The organism is Candidatus Nitrosopumilus koreensis AR1 (genome assembly GCF_000299365.1).
Taxonomy (GTDB): Archaea; Thermoproteota; Nitrososphaeria; order Nitrososphaerales; family Nitrosopumilaceae; genus Nitrosopumilus; species Nitrosopumilus koreensis.
The window spans coordinates 1-17,036 of the sequence record NC_018655.1 but is presented as its reverse complement, the minus strand read 5'-3'; the positions used below and the strand labels follow the sequence as shown (position 1 = coordinate 17,036).

At 34.3% G+C, this 17,036-nt stretch carries 11 protein-coding genes; 7 read left to right on the top strand and 4 right to left on the bottom strand.

Annotation, left to right across the window (positions count from 1 at the left end; translation table 11 throughout):
* Nucleotides 1-23 precede the first annotated feature (23 nt).
* A complete protein-coding gene (gene glyS, locus NKOR_RS00055) occupies nt 24-1,481 on the top strand; it encodes a glycine--tRNA ligase (protein WP_014962331.1) in 1,458 nt (485 codons plus the stop codon).
* 1 nt (nt 1,482) lies between these two features.
* Here glyS and NKOR_RS00050 read toward each other — a convergent pair whose 3' ends face one another.
* Both NKOR_RS00050 and NKOR_RS00045 read right to left on the bottom strand, forming a co-directional pair.
* The gene (locus NKOR_RS00050; RefSeq protein ID WP_148679353.1) at nt 1,483-8,967 is read right to left on the bottom strand and encodes a LamG-like jellyroll fold domain-containing protein; all 7,485 of its coding nucleotides are present in this window, start codon (nt 8,965-8,967) and stop codon (nt 1,483-1,485) included.
* Nucleotides 8,968-9,196: 229 nt separating this feature from the next.
* Nucleotides 9,197-9,844 (bottom strand): endonuclease III domain-containing protein, encoded by a 648-nt coding sequence (locus tag NKOR_RS00045; protein ID WP_014962329.1) that lies wholly within the window; start codon nt 9,842-9,844, stop codon nt 9,197-9,199.
* A 55-nt stretch (nt 9,845-9,899) separates the two neighbouring features.
* Here NKOR_RS00045 and NKOR_RS00040 point away from each other — a divergent pair, with 55 nt between their 5' ends.
* On the top strand, nt 9,900-11,054 hold the full coding sequence (locus NKOR_RS00040; protein ID WP_014962328.1) for an aconitase X: 1,155 nt from the start codon (nt 9,900-9,902) through the stop codon (nt 11,052-11,054).
* Nucleotides 11,051-11,437 (top strand): aconitase X swivel domain-containing protein, encoded by a 387-nt coding sequence (locus NKOR_RS00035; RefSeq protein ID WP_014962327.1) that lies wholly within the window; start codon nt 11,051-11,053, stop codon nt 11,435-11,437. The genes NKOR_RS00040 and NKOR_RS00035 overlap by 4 nt, the downstream gene beginning before the upstream one ends.
* Here NKOR_RS00035 and rqcH read toward each other — a convergent pair.
* Entirely contained in the window at nt 11,415-13,361 is a 1,947-nt protein-coding gene (rqcH, locus tag NKOR_RS00030) for a ribosome rescue protein RqcH (protein WP_016939454.1), read from the bottom strand. The two genes, NKOR_RS00035 and rqcH, sit on opposite strands and share 23 nt — an antisense overlap.
* A gap of 103 nt (nt 13,362-13,464) precedes the next feature.
* Here rqcH and NKOR_RS00025 point away from each other — a divergent pair, with 103 nt between their 5' ends.
* Genes NKOR_RS00025 through cobM form a run of 4 tightly spaced genes read left to right on the top strand, consistent with a single transcriptional unit; the run spans nt 13,465 to nt 16,083 of the window.
* On the top strand, nt 13,465-13,941 hold the full coding sequence (locus tag NKOR_RS00025) for a hypothetical protein (protein WP_014962325.1): 477 nt from the start codon (nt 13,465-13,467) through the stop codon (nt 13,939-13,941).
* A 30-nt stretch (nt 13,942-13,971) separates the two neighbouring features.
* Nucleotides 13,972-14,562, top strand: a complete 591-nt coding sequence (gene cbiT, locus NKOR_RS00020; protein WP_014962324.1) for a precorrin-6Y C5,15-methyltransferase (decarboxylating) subunit CbiT — start codon at nt 13,972-13,974, stop codon at nt 14,560-14,562.
* Nucleotides 14,563-14,597: 35 nt separating this feature from the next.
* Complete coding sequence (gene cobI, locus NKOR_RS00015) at nt 14,598-15,320, top strand: precorrin-2 C(20)-methyltransferase (protein WP_014962323.1); 723 nt, start codon at nt 14,598-14,600, stop codon at nt 15,318-15,320.
* Complete coding sequence (cobM, locus tag NKOR_RS00010) at nt 15,313-16,083, top strand: precorrin-4 C(11)-methyltransferase (RefSeq protein WP_014962322.1); 771 nt, start codon at nt 15,313-15,315, stop codon at nt 16,081-16,083. The genes cobI and cobM overlap by 8 nt, the downstream gene beginning before the upstream one ends.
* Here cobM and NKOR_RS00005 read toward each other — a convergent pair.
* Nucleotides 16,064-16,819, bottom strand: coding sequence for a glutamate racemase (locus NKOR_RS00005; protein ID WP_014962321.1), 756 nt, complete (start codon nt 16,817-16,819; stop codon nt 16,064-16,066). The two genes, cobM and NKOR_RS00005, sit on opposite strands and share 20 nt — an antisense overlap.
* Nucleotides 16,820-17,036 lie beyond the last annotated feature (217 nt).

Below are 17,036 nucleotides of genomic sequence, written 5' to 3'. Positions count from 1 at the left end.
TTCAATGGTTTTAGTGAGTAGACATGGACTATGAAGCAGTAATGAAATTAGCGCTTGAACGCGGATTTTATTTTCCCAGTTGTGAGATATATTCTGATGCACAAGCTGGTTTTTGGGAATACGGTCCAACAGGCGTCGGTTTGAAAAATAAGTTTCTAGAGTTGTGGAGAAGGGAGCTTGTCAGAAGAGACGGAATGCTTGAGATTGACGGTTCTCAGATAATGTCAAAATCAGTTTTTGAGGCTTCAGGTCATTTGGGAAATTTTGCTGATCCAATAATAAAATGTACAAAATGTAATTCAACATTTAGAGCTGATAGAACTATTGCAGAGTTGACAAATATTGAGATTCCTGAAAGTGCTGATTTGGAAGAATTTGACAATGTAATTAATCAAAACAACATAAAGTGTCCAAAATGTAAAGGCGATTTTGATAAAACAAAGAATTTCAACATGATGTTCAGAGTAGGAATTGGTCCTGAAGAAGAAGAGGCATATCTTAGACCAGAAACATGCCAATCAATCTTTGTAGATTTTCCTAGATTATACAAAACCATGAGAGGCAAGCTACCTTTGGGAATAGCACAAGTAGGAAAGAGTTTTAGAAATGAGATAGCACCAAGACAAAGTCTACTGCGCTTAAGAGAGTTTTATCAGGCAGAAATTGAAGTATTTTGCAATCCTGCCAAGCTTGACGAAGTTGAAAAGTTTGCAGAGATTCAAGATACAATAATCAGAGTTCAGACAGATTCTGAGCCAGTTTCAATGAGCTGTAAAGAAGCAGTAGAATCCGGAACTGTTCCAAACAAGTTTGTGGCATATTATTTGGGTATTTTGACTGAATTTTATGAAAAAACTGGAATAGATATCTCAAAGAGTAGATTTAGAAAATTAGGAGACAAGGAAAAAGCATTCTATGCTGAAGTTGCATTTGATTTTGAAGTTGAAACTACAATTGGATGGTTGGAACTAGTTGCATGCAATTATAGATCAGATTATGATTTGTCTAGTCATGCAACCAAGAGTAAAGAAAAATTTGAGATCATGGATAATGATAACAAGGTTCTACCACACGTATTTGAGATCTCGATGGGAATTGACAGAAGTCTTTACACAATTTTAGAGCATTCACTAAAAGATGACAAAGAACATGAAAGAACAGTATTATCACTAAAACCATATCTTTCACCAACACATGTAGGAATCTTGTCACTAGTCAAAAAAGACGGTTTGAAGGAAAAAACAGATGAGATTTATCTTTCCATTAAAAGAAAGTTTGATGCATTTTTGGATCATTCAGGTGCAATTGGTAGGAGGTATAGAAGATTAGATGAGATTGGGGTCCCCTTTGCAGTTACAGTTGATCATCAGACATTAGAAGACGATACAGTTACTCTAAGAAAAAGAGACTCTATGGAGCAGACTAGAATAAAAATTTCTGAGATTGATTCAATTCTTTTAGAATCAGTAGCATTCCCCTAGACTAATCAGAGTAGACTGTAATCATTTCAGAGTTTATCTTTTGTTTTACTTTGACAGTCAAGTCTTTGATTGCTTGTGCTTGTGGGATCAGCCCTTCTTCAGTCTCCAAAGTGACTATCCAATCACCCACAATAGGATCAATTGATGTAATAGAGAATCTTTCTAGTACATTTTCAGAACCACTATACTTTACACGTAGGATTTGTCCTTCATATTCTACACTTTGCAATCCTCCTCTATTTCCTCTAGTATTATCTTGAACTGAACATTCATCAGATGAACCAATAATACACTGACCGTTTGGTGCAATTACATTGAATCTGAATTCGTCTTGAGTATCTGATGCATAAATCAATACTGGTTCAGACAAGACATTTCCATCAACCTCAATTGGTTGTATAGCTTTCATATCATAGGCAGACATTGAAACAGTCTTTGGATAGTTGTAAAGCACTGCTGAATCAGTAACTTTGGAGGTTCCATACAGGTCTACTTTGCCTTGAATCTCATATGAGGATAAACCTTCATGGAATGAAGTCTTCCAATCAAATGATACTTTGGTTTGGCCATTTTCAAAGAATCGAGCTTGTTTTGAAACGACCTTACCATCAACTAGTAGAGATGCAATACCATATGTTGGCGCATGATCATTTTCCACATACAAGTTAGGTCTTACTATGGAGTTACTTGCACTAATGGATGGCACATCTAATTCCAGAGATACGTCTGGAACTGTTATTGGCTCAACACCCATTGTATAATGTCTTGATTCAACTTCACGTAGTCCATCATCAGTGACATGTATCCAGTATTCAATTGCAGGACCTTGCATTAGGAATGAAGGCATGTTTGTTGTAACTTGATAAGCTGAATCAGTATAGATTATTGGTTCTACATCCATCTTCATTGCAACATACTCATCATCAGATTGTCCTAGCGTGACTGTTCTAAGTTCAACTCTCTTTATAGCAGTCTTGCTATCAATAATTGCCGAGATTGTAAGATCTTGGTCTGATACATAAAAGTACTCGGAATCAACATCTGCTATGTGTTTTGTTCCATTCTCAATTTGGAATTTCACATCAAATATTCTAGGTGCATCAAGTGATATCTCAGTTGCCTTGTCTTCAGTAATATCTGAAATCACAACAACTCCGTCACAGGATGTGAGATGGATTGCAGCATTTACAGTATTTTGGATTGTTCCTTTTTCTTCAGTTACAGTTACCATCAAGAATATCTCACTTGAGGAAATTGGAATTTCATATAGGTATTTGTCAACTCTAGTGATCTTGTTTAGTTCTTCATAGGGTTGATCATCAGATAGTGTGGCAGTTACTGTTCCAGTCTTTGTTGTATGAACTATGACTTTTGGTGGATTTTGAGCATCGCTAGAAACTAGGATGTGTGCAATGTTTTCTTCACACTTGTCATATGATACTTCATTAATTGTAAGTGGAGTTCCCAAGATTCCTGCAAATCCTCCACGGCCAGAGCCCTTACCAATTGGTCCCACACCTGTATTACCACCACCACTGGAACTGGAACTGGAACTGGAACTGGAACTGGTGGATGTAGCCTTAGATGCACCAAACTGTGTAAAGTGATTAGTCCAAATGACGACATCATTACCTACTTCAAGTGTACATTCATTGTTTGAACCCAATCCATCAGCAGAATCAGCAGTACATTGTTTATCAATGAATTTCAAAGTATTACCAGGAGACACAAAGAATGCTTCATAGCTATCATTAGCAAGTCCAGTCAATTCAATTCTTGCAGGCTTGTCTAAACTAATAGAAGTGGAGCTGTCACCTATTTCAAAGACAATTGTGTTAGTGAATGTCTTTGTAACTCCATTAGATGTCACAGTTGGAACAGAGACAGTAGTTTTTGTAGGGAGTTTTAATTTTCCATCCCATCCAGAAGATCCAGTAAAAGACGTGCCAGATGCAAACGTGACTTTGCTAGATATTTTTGAAGTACTGTTTAGCGGAGAAGTTTTGAATTGTACATCAAACCCTGTAGATATTGCAGGAACCTTGCCACCAGAAGCATCACTAGAATAATCTAATATGACAGACTCATCTACATCATCATCCATAACTATTGTATTAACGCTGGAATTAGTAGTCATAATGACTTGTGAATTATTACTGTCTACTTGAACTCTAGTGGTAGAAGATGTTGTCTTTAGTAATTTAGTTGGATTGGTAGAGTCAAGTGTAACAGAAGTGGCAGTTGATGCCACAGATATGTTATTTGAAGTGTCTGTTTGTTTAGCAGTAATTGAGTAAGTACCATTACCAAGAATAGTTGTTGTTTTACTCCAGTTTCCATCACTGTTTGCAGTAGAATTTCCAATAGAAGTAATACCTGCAAATATTTCAATTGATGAATTTGATTCGGATGTACCAGATACTGTTATTGAAGTACCGTTTGTAGAAAGTATGGTAATTTTTGGTGCAGCTGCGGCAGTATCAGCACTAGACACTATATTTTGATTATTTACTGAAACATTTCCTGAAACATCAGATACAGATCCTGTTAACTGGACTGTTGGAGTAGCACTGGCAGATAATGCAGGTGAAATAGTTAGTGTAACTATACTATTAACAACAGATACTCCAGTTACAGTAAATCCGCTAATTGTAAAGTCAGATGTAGAGACGGTAGCAGAATCAATATTTGCTGAGAATGTCAAATCAATTGTAGTATCTGAAATCACTTTAGATGAAACTATGTTAATCAATTTTTCAGTATCTACAGTATCTGTAATGATTATAGAGTCAGAGAGTGATTTTGCAAGTGTCAGAGATATGCGGTCTGATACTGATACGGCGTCAGTGAGTGACTTTAGGAGAGAGAAACGTATTGTATCGTTAATGGCTACACCATCAAAGAGTAAATGCGATTGAGCTACAGAAGTCATTACTAAATCAAATACTGATACAGAGTAGAGTGTAAGAGAGTCTGATATTGATATTGATTCAGCAGGATTTTCATTGTAATCAGTACCTGCTTCAAATATCTCCATTGCAACAACTGACCAGTCAGGATCTTGACCACCTTGATTAGTTTGAGTCCACGAAGTAACTGTTACAGAACCTGCATTTACATTATCTTGAGATGATACTTCAGTTCTTACTTTGTTACCACCACTTCCAGATACTCCCAGAATATCAGTTCCTTGATCAGCTGTAAAATCATCTGCCTCGTTAGCTCCTACAAATCCTAAGACAGTGCTATCTGTTCCTGCAGTTGCAGTATCAAATGCACCACTTGAAGGACTTACAGAAGTACCAATAGTAGTATCAAGTAAAATAGGATCAGTAAATATGTCAGTATTAGTTAAGAGCAAAGCTCCAAATCCTGCATCTCCTCCTGCTTTGGTAAATGTAATTGTGTGAGAACCAATTGCTGGGTTTTGAACATACCATACTTCTAATCTTGGAGCAGATGTGGTTCCACCAAGAAATTGCCAACCAGTAGAGTTTAGATTGGATGATACTGCAGTAGTATCAAGATTTGCTTCATCAGTAATCCATGCCACAAGAATAGTATCAGAGGCATCTGCGGTTATTGATAATATAGGATTTGCATTTCCACTAGTTCCAGTGGAACCAGCAAGACCATCAACAGCATTAGATATGGTGTCATTAGTGGTTACAGAGTCAGAGAGTGATTTTGTGAGGGACAATGAGATAGAGTCTGATATCGATATAGAATCGGAAAGTGATTTTGTTTGAACTATAAAAGCAGATACTGAGTCAGAGATAGTTACTGAGTCAGAGAGTGATTTTGTGAGTGAGAGTGAGAGTTGATCGGATACTGAGACAGATTCTGAGAATGATTTGCTCAGTGATATAGTAGTTGTTACTGAGTCAGAGATAGTTACTGAGTCAGAGAGTGATTTGATTTGGACAATAGAAGCAGATACTGAGTCAGAGATAGTTACTGAGTCAGAGAGTGATTTGGTTAATGGTACTACGTATTCAACTTGTATTGCAACATAATCAAGATCCATATCAGTAGCTGTAGTACTATCTAATCTAATTCTGGCTCCAAAAGCAGTGTCTGTTATATCAGCAATATCAATACCAGTACAATCCCATCCATTGCTACCTTGATTAACAACGCCAGTTGTTGTGCCATTTACATAAACATTTTTTGTTGTAACAATGTTAGTATCAGTCTGTGAACATGAGCCACTAATACTTGGACCTAGAAGAGTCACTGTGTAACCAAGAGTACCAGTTTTTGAACTTGTCATATGAGCTTGTACAGTAATGCTGTTAATTGTTGCACCACTAGGAATATTTCCTGGAGATGTAAAACCAAAAGTAGAAAAATTAACTGCCTCAGTAGCATCCCATGTCGATGCACCAGTGCCACCCATAAAACTTGAATCTACTGCAGTTACAGCACTAACCGTACCAGAATTACCCACAGTACCACTAGCAATACTGGAAGCACCAGGAACTCGCCATCCAGTCCAAGGATCATTTGCTACATACCATGCTCTTGCCTCAGTGAATATTATATCACCATCATTAATTTCAACAGGTCCCAGATCATACAAACTTGGAAAAACAAATGGAACAGAATAAGTATATTCTACTGTTGTTTTATTATCAATCAAATTCCTAGTCCAAGTCAAAATCTTTCTGTCTCCAATTGTTACTACGTTTGCGTCGGTTTCTACATCAAGTATTGTAGGAATGGTTTCTGTAATTGTAATGGTATCTTTATTGGTAAATGATTCAATGTCAATTATAACATCAAATGCGTTTAGATTTATAGTAGGATCAATTTTACTTTGTGCAGTTCTAATAATATCAAACTTATAAGATGATGCTACATCAAATGTGGTTTCAAAATCTGTGTCAATTTCATCAGTTGTTGCATGTATTGTAATATTGTATGTTCCCTCAACTGTGGTATCATATTCTGCATCATACAATCCAACTTCATCTCCTGCAAAAATTCCGTTTCCTGATGAAATGTTAGTGACATCATTAGCTGGACTGGTTATGGACATGGACAATTCAGCATTATCTATTGGGTGTCCTTCAGAATCAAGAACAACTATAATGAATTCGGCTGTCTCTTCAGGTTTGTATATGCTCTTTTTTGTGTTAAGAGAAACCAGTCCCCATGCAAACTCCGACTCTACAACGTGAATCTCTCCATCAACTGAGAGAGTAGTCTTTATTTTGTATAGACCAGGTTTTTGATTTTCATTAAAATCTAGATCAATTTTGAATTTTCCATCTCTAATTTTTACAAGTGAAGTATCAACTGTTACTTGATTTCCGTTTGCATCAAAGATTTCAGTTACAATTTGTTCTTCAGCATCCCATTTGTCGTTAAACTCAAACTCCAGATTAGGATTTTCGTTTATAGAAAATGTCTTCTTTATTGGATATAATTTTGGAGATACAGGCAAATCAACTACTTTAGATTCTACATCAGATGATGTTTGGTTAGCAATGATAACATTTTCAGGCTCTGTTGTAGTTTGATTCTCTGATAAAATATCTGAATTTGCTTGTTCTGCTTCTATTTGTGCAATAATTTCTTCAATGCTTAATTCAGAGATGGCTGCTAATTCTTCATAGATTTCTTTTGTTTGCTCATACATTGCAAAAAGTTGTTCATCATCTAAAACATAGTCATAAAGCGAAACATCATCTATCTCTCCTGAGAATTTGTTGCTGGGTTTCGGAATTTCGTTCTTTGTGTTTATTGTAGCACCAATAACAATGTCTTCTTCGGATTGAATATTTTCAACAGTAGTTGTAGTTAATTTTCCATTTTCTGTAAGTGTAGGAATACCTACAACTTCCTGTGTTCCTTCTCTTGTTCCATTTACAAATATCGCTATGTTATCACCATCAAATGTAGATGACAGAAAATTCCAGTTTTCAGTGATATGAGTAGTTGATTTAACAGATGTCCATTTAATTCCATCAAATACTGCAAATGAAGCAGAATGATCATTTTGTTTATTATTAATAGTAAATGAGAAGGATTTTTCTTTACTTAGTACTGTAAACTCAGGGGAACCAGATGAATAATCAGGTTTTATCCATGCAGTTACAGTCATACCATCAACATCATCAGTAACTGTAACGTTTTGAATCTGAATGAAATTATCATTTCCATTCAGTTCCAATGTAGATTTGGATTTAGTTGAGTTTGATTCGATAATAGGTTCATCAAATTGGAATGAAACAGTAGCTTCCGGGATAATAATTTCTGGTTCAGTTGAAGTTGAGTTTGATTCGATGAGTGTAGAAGTTGAGTTTGATTCGATAATAGGTTCAGTTGAAGTTGAGTTTGATTCGATGAGTGTAGAAGTTGAGTTTGATTCGATAATAGGTTCAGTTGAAGTTGAGTTTGATTCGATGAGTGTAGAAGTTGAGTTTGATTCGATAATAGGTTCAGTTGAAGTTGAGTTTGATTCGATGAGTGTAGAAGTTGAGTTTGATTCGATAATAGGTTCAGTTGAAGTTGAGTTTGATTCGATGAGTGTAGAAGTTGAGTTTGATTCGATGAGTGTAGAAGTTGAGTTTGATTCGATGAGTGTAGAAGTTGAGTTTGATTCGATGAGTGTAGAAGTTGAGTTTGATTCGATGAGTGTAGAAGTTGAGTTTGATTCGATAACTTGAATTAGAATGGGTTCAACATCGGTTGAATTTTCAATATAAGTAGAATCAGAGGGTATCGTATTATTGACATCATCAATTAGTCCTTCAAAAGAAAATTCTTCTGCATAAGCTATACCCCAATAAGATGAAGATATGGATAATGGTGTGATAGCAACAGTTGAAACAAGAAGAACCACAAAAAATGCGGAAAACATTTTTCTAGTATTTGTAATTCTATTCTCTCTATTTTCTATCTGGAACAAAGAAAAAGCTGCAATTGGGAATAACACTAAAGATAAAAATGAAAGTGATGTGTCCTCATCACTTAAACCACCTACATATTGAATTATGGCAGTATCAACATTGTCTAGAACATAGAAGTCAAAACCGTGATCAGGTATTTGTTGTTCAAAGATTAGGTCGTTATTAACATAAATTAACTCATTGTTAATTTGAAATTGAGAATATGATGTTTTTACTTGTTTTGATGTATATCTAATTTTTTCAGCATTCCAGATTCTTTCCATCATAGTTTGTTTTTCATCAATTGATTTCACAAAATGTATTTCTGATGGAAGTTCGTTTTGAGATATAACACCTACAGTTTCAACTAAGTGGATTGAGTGGTGTTCTGATTTTTCTTTATCAATTGAATTTAGAAAATCATTTGTGGTAATTCCAACTTGTTCGGATAGATTTACTTCCAATATTTGAGGAAGTTTATTTGTCAAATCATTTTCATAATCATAATTTATGGCAAATGAATAATCAAATGACATCAGAGATAGAAGTAATATCGAAACGATCGCAATTGAGTGAAATTTTTTATTCATTTCTAATGAAAAAAATTCAATTTTAAAACAGATAAAAAACGAGGAAAGTATGTGTCAGAAGAGAGCCCAATACGGTTGTTAGGGATTAAAGTAAGTACCAATTTGGAAACAGGAAAAATTATAATTTTTTAAAAAAATTTCAATTAATTTTGATCGATTTAAAATAATTTCATATTTTATGAAAAATTTAATTTATCAAAATAAAAAATTTAAGAAAAACAGTTCATGTCTATGTTATTTTAGATTTGTAAAACTTGCAGTTTCTTTTTATTTTGCACACATCACACATTGGGGATATTGGTTTGCAAATGTTTTGGCCATACATTACAAAAGTATCATTGATGTCAATCCAGAATTTTTTATCAATTTTTTTCATCAATTCTTGTTCTGTTTCTTCAGGATTTTTTGTATCAACTAAGCCTATTCTGTTTGAAATTCTATGAACATGAATGTCAACTGGTATTGCTGGTTTTTCAAATGCATAAACTAAGACACAGTTTGCAGTCTTTCTTCCCACTCCTGGCAACTCTACTAGTGTTTCTAGATCTTCAGGAACTTTGCCTTTGTATTTCGAATCAATTATTTTTGCAACTTCAATGATTCTTTTAGATTTTACATGATAGAAACCAATTGGTTTTATTATTTTTTCAACATCTTTTAGCTTAGCGTTTGCAAGTTGTTTTGGATTTTTATATTTTGAAAATAATATTTTGACCACTTTAGTTGTACTTTCATCTTTTGTTCTTGCAGAAAGAATGGTTCCAATCAAAATACTAAATGGTCCTGTCTCTGCATCATGAAGATCTCTTAGTGCAGTTATTCGTGGAGTCTTTACAGAGTTCATCGTATCCATCATTTTAGCTAGAATTTTTTCCATTTTCATATGAAAAACTACGTACAAGTATTATAACTGTAAATCCAAATCACTCTCATTGGAATTAACTAGAGGAGAAGAATCTGCACTAAAAGGCGAGCAAGGTGAAATTATGCAAATGGCATACAGAATTCTTGTCGCAACAGGCGAGGCAACAGATGCAGAAAAACTGATCCCAATTGAATGGACCCATCTCTCAGGAGTGAATTACAACACCATAGGTGATGCAGGTGAGGAATTTCTCTCAAATATTAGTAAAGATGCCAGAGTAAAAGTAAAGACAACTCTGAATCCAATGGGATTTGATATTGACAATGTACATGATTATGGTTTAGATGAGAATTTTATTTCAAAACAACTATCGATTAGAAAATCCTATGAGGCAATGGGTGTGATTCCATCTTTTTCATGTATACCTTACGAAATTTTTGATATTCCAAAAGATGGAACTCAGGTTGCATTTGCAGAAAGCAATGCAGCAATTCATGCAAATTCTTATGATAACTTGAAAACAAATAAGGAAAGTGCGTTTAGTGCTTTAGCTAGTGCATTAACTGGAAAAAGTCCATATTCATCATTGCGTAAAGATGATTCTCCAAACGTAACAATCAAAATGAAAGTGGACAATCCAAATGAACTCACATATGGAATGTTAGGATTTTTTGCAGGTAAAGTTGGAGATGTTTCTGTAAATATTTTGGGTTTAGGCGAGATGGATAATCGTCAATGTAAGGCAATGTGTGGTGGAATGGGAACTTCTGGAACGTGTGCCAAATTTATTTTTGGAGAAGGCGATCCAGACTCTGAAAAAATAGATTTTGATGAGAAAGCAATGCAAAACGTTCATGATGAATTAAACACATCTGAGAAAGGTGATATCATTACACTTGGTAGTCCACAGTTAGGGTTAGAAGAGATTTCAGATCTTGCTGAAAAACTAAAGGGTCGTTCATTTGAGAAGAGATGCATGGTATTTACTCCAAGAACTGTAAAAGAACAAGCAAGAAAGATTGGTTATACAAATGAATTAGAACGTGCTGGATGCGAGATTCTCTCTGATTGTTGTACCTGTCTTACTCCTCTAATTAACAAAGACAATGTTGATGCAGTCACCACTAATAGCATCAAGGGTGCATTTTATCTAAAAAATTCCAATGGTGTTGGTGTAAATCTAAAACCACTATCCCAAATCATAGAAGATGAGACGAGATGAAGGTATTAGTTTCAGGAAAAGTTGAAGGGACCGTCCTAAAATCAAGAGATGCCATTAATTTTCTAGGTACGGTAGATAAAAAAACTGGAGTCATTAGTGACAAAAGTCATGACCTATATCAAAAATCAATCAAAGATACGATTCTAGTTTTTCCTTCAGGTGTTGGAAGTAGTGTTGGCGCATATACAATTTATTCTATCAAATCAAATGGTACTGCACCTCTTGCAATGATTTGTCAAAAGGCAGATCTTACAGTGGCTACTGGGTGTGCACTTGCAAACATACCACTAGTAATTCTATCTGAGAAAGAATTTTCTTCAATTAATAACGGAATGAAATTATCACTTGACACTGATTCTGCTAATCCAATTCACTATCAATAAAATTTTGAATATCTGCTTCGCCCCTACTCACATCTTTTACCTGGCTTTTTCCTGCAGGCATTACACGAACAAATTCATCAATACTAATTTTTTTAGTAATTTCTTCATGAATTTTTAAGAACTCTATCTTAATTTTTTTTGCAGCATCCACCATCTCAATTCCTTGAGGTTCAATTATTGCATAACAGATCGAGTTTTTTTTAATTGGATCTGGAGGGCCGCATGTTAACGCATAGCCATCTTCTTGCGGTATAATTCCCACAGCTAGTTTGAGATTTCCACTCTTAATGAAATTTCTCTGTCCTTCAATTGTAAATGATCCTTTTGGAAGAAATTCTCCACTTGGAGCAGATTTTTTCACTTGTTCTGGATTAACCCAGTATGCACTTACACCATACATTCCTTCTCTCCATGCTCTACTAAAACAAACTGTAGCATGTGCAACTTCATTCATACTAGTATCAGGTGCATTTTGTGCATCTTTGATAATAAAAAATGGAGAACCGAAAATGTCACCGTGAAAAATTTTATCATTTTTGGCCAAATGTTTTCTTACAACAGCTGAGTTTGATGCAGCATCTCTGCCACCAATTACCAAAAATCCATCAGATGTGTAAAACCACCTATACCTTTCATACCAATTCTTCTTTCTAATTTCAGAAACCAGAACTGAATCTTTTTCAGAGTCCGTTTTATTTTGTAATTTTTCTAATTTTTTCAAGGTTTTTGATTTGATCTCTTCGATTGAGCTGATTGCACCTGACTGCTTCTTTGCTTCATTAAATAATGTAGATGCAATTGACTGAAGAGGAGCTTTGATGTTTATCTTTATTTTTTCATCCTGAATTACAATTAGTGGAATTCCTTTTTCAGTAATCAGTTTTGCATTGTTATTTGATAAAATTTCTTGGGCCGATGCATCCTCAATTGATATAATTCCTTTTGAGACCATCTCAAAAAGAGAATTTGCTACATTTGTGATATTTTTTGATCTCTCTTTTACTGTTTCAATTGCTTTTTCTTGCTCAGAAATTTGGGTTTGGAGTTCCTTTATCTTCTTACTAGAACCACTTGATTGGATGGATTTTCCTTTCTCTACGATGTTTTGTGTAAAAACAGTATCTAGTCCTTCTATGAAGCTGTTTGTTTTAGTAACATTACCTTCTAATTTTCCAAGCTGGATTGGCAAAACTTCTGTTTTTTCATTTCTTACAATTACAGGATCATGATTTTCTGAAATAATATCTGAAACAATTTTTTTTGTGGTCTCAAAGATTCTTTTAATTTCTAAATCAGTTAAGAGATTTCCAATTTTTTTTGGATCTACGTTTGCAATTTCAAAAATACCTTCAACATATTTTTTTGGTAAACCCAGAGTTCTTCCAAACCATTTTGCTGCGACCAGTTCAGTAGTTTTAATATCTTCAAAGTCAGATTCTGATAAATTAAAAATGTCCAGCCCACTTTGAGGAGGCGTGACATATTCTAAACCTACACTTAGCTTTCTGTGTCTTACATCAATTGAATGCTGCAATGCTAGAATCTTCATTTCATCATTACAGAGTAAGATATTCCCATCACCAAAAAATTCACCAACTAACACAAACTCTTTTCCAAATCCTTCAAATGTAAAGTACGCAATTCGTTCTGCCCCAATCTGTTTTATCTTTTTTAATTTTAACCTGAGAAGATCACTTCGTAATCTTTTGAGTAGCTTGTTTGGTTCCACTTGATCAATTTTTACTTCAGTTAACCAAACTCCTGAAGTCGAGATCATCATGAAGAGATCACTCTTTTCAGTATGATGTAGCTTGAAGAGTATGCTGTCTTTTGTTATCCCATAGATGTTACTTACATAGTAGTCTTCAACTTGCTCTGAGATTTTATCTACCAAATATCGTAATTCTATTCCAGATAATGCCATAGCTATCATATTTTACATCTAAAATTATACCCTTGCTATGACGTGCTCAATTTTTGACCAAAGATATTAAACATGGTTTGCTTGAGACACGCTAGAAATTTAATTGGCAAGATTCAAAAAGAAAAAATCAAAACCCACACCTGAGCCTGAAGACTCTAAGAAGGAGTCTAAAGAGGAGTCAACAGATATTCCTGAAACAGAAAAACCAGAATCTACGACTCCTGAAAAACCCAAGGAACCTCAAATTAGTGAGGCTGAGAAAAGTGAAAAAGATAGAAAATTAAATAAATTATTTTGGCTACGTGTAGCACTAGCGGTTATTGCTGGTACTGCAGCAACCTTCATCTTTGAAGACATTGAAGGGGAAGAAAGAAGATGGGCATCTATTGGATTTATGATTATCGTATTTTTTGGAACAATAATTATTGCAAAGGGAATGAAGATGCAGTTACCATCTTCAGACAGAAAGAAGGTTGTTACACAAGCGATTGGTAGCTATGTTTTCTTGTATTTGTTTACATGGATTGTAACTTATACACTAGTTCATTCTGGAAGTGTTTCTACTGGAATTAACATCTAGCAGAATCATCCTACAAAAGGTGATTGTCTAATGTGGAATTACAAAACTCCTGGAATTCCTGATGAAGAGTTTGAAAGAACCGAAAAAGTTCCCATAACAAAAGAAGAAGTAAGAACCATACAAATCAGCAAGGCAAGACTAAAACCAGGACAGACTGTTTATGATATTGGTTGTGGTAGCGGTTCTATTTCTGTAGAATCGGCACTTCAGGTAGAGTCGTCTGGAAAAGTTTTGGCAATTGACTATGATCAAAACGCAGTAGATTTGACAAAAAAAAATGCAAAAAAATTTGGCATCTCAAATATTTCGGCAATATTTGGAAACGCTAAAGAGGAAATATCCAAACTTGAAGATGCTGATGTAATATTTGTTGGAGGAACTGGTGCAGATACCAAAGAAATCGTAGAGTTGGCAGAGAATAAGTTAAAATCTAGAGGGCGAATTGTGATTGGAATTATCCTTATTGAAACACTATATTCCGTGTTACAAGTTTTAGATAAATTGCAATTTGAAGCAGTTGACATTACTCAGGTAACGATATCAAAGAGCAGAAAAACAACTACAGGAACCATGATGCTTGCAAGAAATCCTGTAACCATAATTTCTGCTACCAAAATCTAATCTAGCTTTTAATTGGGAGAAAATTCACTTCTTTCATGCCTGGATTAATAGGAATAGGAGTAGGTCCTGGAGATCCTGAACTTCTCACAGTCAAAGCTGTAAAGGCAATTCAAAATGCAGACATTATCATGTGTCCTGCCTCAAAAGAAGATAGACCCAGTATCGCATTATCTGTTGTTGATTCAATTATTGACAAATCAAAAAATCAAGAGATCATTAAACTAATCTTTCCTATGACAAAAGACAAAGATGTCCTTGAAGAAACTTGGAAAAGAAATGCAAAAATTATGGCTGAAACTGTATTATTAGGAAAAAACGTAGTCTATCTTACAGTAGGTGATCCATTTCTATATAGTACATGGATATACATGCACAGGGATATAACTGAAAAATATCCTGAAATAGATATCAGTGTAATTCCCGGAATTGTTTCAATGTTTACATTTGCATCAAAAGTTGGAGTAAGTATTGCAGAAGGTGCAGAAAAAGTTGCAATAATCCCATCATGTTATGATCTAAGCAGTGTTAAAGAGATTGCAAAAAATTCTGAATCCATGATATTTCTTAAAGATGGTAGATATTTTGATCAAGTAATTAATGTTCTAAAGGAATCTGGTTTCCCAGATAATTCAATATTTGCAATAGGACAAGACCTAGGAACTGAAAATGAAATAATCAGAAAGATGACTTTAGGTGAAGTAAATGATGATACATTGACTACAAAATATTTTTCAATTCTGGTGGTAAAACGTGTCTGATGTATTTTTTGTTGGTTGTGGACCAGGAGATCCAGAACTAATTACAGTCAAAGCAAAAAAGTTGATTCAGAAGGCAGAGGTTATAGTTTATTCTGGTTCTTTGATTCCAGAATCCATTTTGAAATTATGTAAAAAAGGAAAACTCTATGATGCTGCTGGAATGGTAAGAGAAGAGATATTCGAGTTATTGTACAAGAACGCAAAAAAAGACAAACTTGTTGTAAGACTACACGATGGAGATCCATCAATTTATGGTGCAATAAAAGAGCAGATTGATAATCTTACAAAGAAAGGAATAAAATCTACAGTTGTACCTGGAATTACTGCATTTTTAGCCTCAGCTGCTGCTCTAGGAACACAATTGACTCTTCCAGGAGTTACCCAAACCATTATTGTAACTAGAGCAGAATCCAGAACTAAAGTTCCAAAAAGAGAAAAAATTTCAGAGTTGGCAAAACACAAAGCAACTTTAATTTTCTATCTTAGTGTTCATTTAATTTCAAATTTAGTTAAAGAAGCAATTGCAGGTGGATACAAAAAATCAACACCTGTTGCTGTAGTGTATAGAGCAAGTTGGAAGGATCAAAAAATAATCAAGGGAACTCTTGCAGATATTGCAAAAAAACTAAAAGAAGAAAAGATCACTAGAACTGCCATTGTAATTATTAGTGATGTAATTGATCCACAAACATACGAGTATTCCAAATTATATGATAAAAAATTTAGTCATGGTTATAGAAAAGCTAAAAAGTCAAAAAATTAACTTTGTTTTTGATTCCTATCTTTGACAGTTTTGATTGAAAACTCTTTATGTTTCCTGAGGTAAAAATTTTCAAAGAATTTCTTTTTGATTGTGTATTTTTTATTTTTAAAAAGATTTTTTTAGCTACAATATTTCCTGGATCAATAAATCGTATATTTGGAAATTCTTGTTCTAAATATTTTTTTAAGAAGGGCAAATGTGTACTAGACAATGTGACCACATCAATTTGATTTTGAACAAGTATTTTTAGTTCTTTTTTAATAATTTTTTTGCAAAATTTTTTTTCTGTAAGAAATTTTCCAGATTCAACTAAATCTACAAGTTTGGAACCATTAATTTTGGAAATTTTAAAAGATTTTGAAATGTTTTTTTGGATGTATTTTGACATCCCCTTACTTCTTATGGCAGATTCAGTTGCAAGAATTCCGATATGTTTTGACTTTGAGAGTTTTTTTGCTTCTTTAAGCGGGGGTTTTACATCAAAAATTTTTGATGTAGACAAATTTAACATAAGACTTGGTGTGTTTGATGCAACAACTATGAAATCTGGTGAAAAACCATGCAATAATTTGATAGATTTTTTCATGATTCTATTCAATTGAGCCTGAGATTTTTTGCCATATGGATAATTTTGTTGATCAGCAAAATAGATGATTTGAGATTTGAATGATTTTTGCATCTCTTGAATTATGGATAGTGAGCCTAGTCCTGAATCAAAAACTGCAATTCTAGCCACAACATTACAAAAAGAGTCTCAGAATATAGTTTGTTAGCTAATTTTAGCCAAAAACTGATCTAAATTTACACTATGCATTAAGACTAAATTTCTAAATTCAAGTCATGCCAAACTTCGACAAGACTTGGGCTCGACAAGAGACCCAAAGCGTAACTGGCAAACTCCGTGAAGCAGTAAAGCCTCAAGGTGCATTAAAGCCACGAATCCAAACTGCAGT

Bases quoted from the DNA above. Each gene is read 5' to 3' on its own strand.
- glyS (WP_014962331.1), top strand. From the start codon at position 24: ATGGACTATGAAGCAGTAATGAAATTAGCGCTTGAACGCGGATTTTAT.
- NKOR_RS00050 (WP_148679353.1), bottom strand. From the start codon at position 8,967: ATGAATAAAAAATTTCACTCAATTGCGATCGTTTCGATATTACTTCTA.
- NKOR_RS00045 (WP_014962329.1), bottom strand. From the start codon at position 9,844: ATGGAAAAAATTCTAGCTAAAATGATGGATACGATGAACTCTGTAAAG.
- NKOR_RS00035 (WP_014962327.1), top strand. From the start codon at position 11,051: ATGAAGGTATTAGTTTCAGGAAAAGTTGAAGGGACCGTCCTAAAATCA.
- rqcH (WP_016939454.1), bottom strand. From the start codon at position 13,361: ATGGCATTATCTGGAATAGAATTACGATATTTGGTAGATAAAATCTCA.
- cbiT (WP_014962324.1), top strand. From the start codon at position 13,972: ATGTGGAATTACAAAACTCCTGGAATTCCTGATGAAGAGTTTGAAAGA.
- cobI (WP_014962323.1), top strand. From the start codon at position 14,598: ATGCCTGGATTAATAGGAATAGGAGTAGGTCCTGGAGATCCTGAACTT.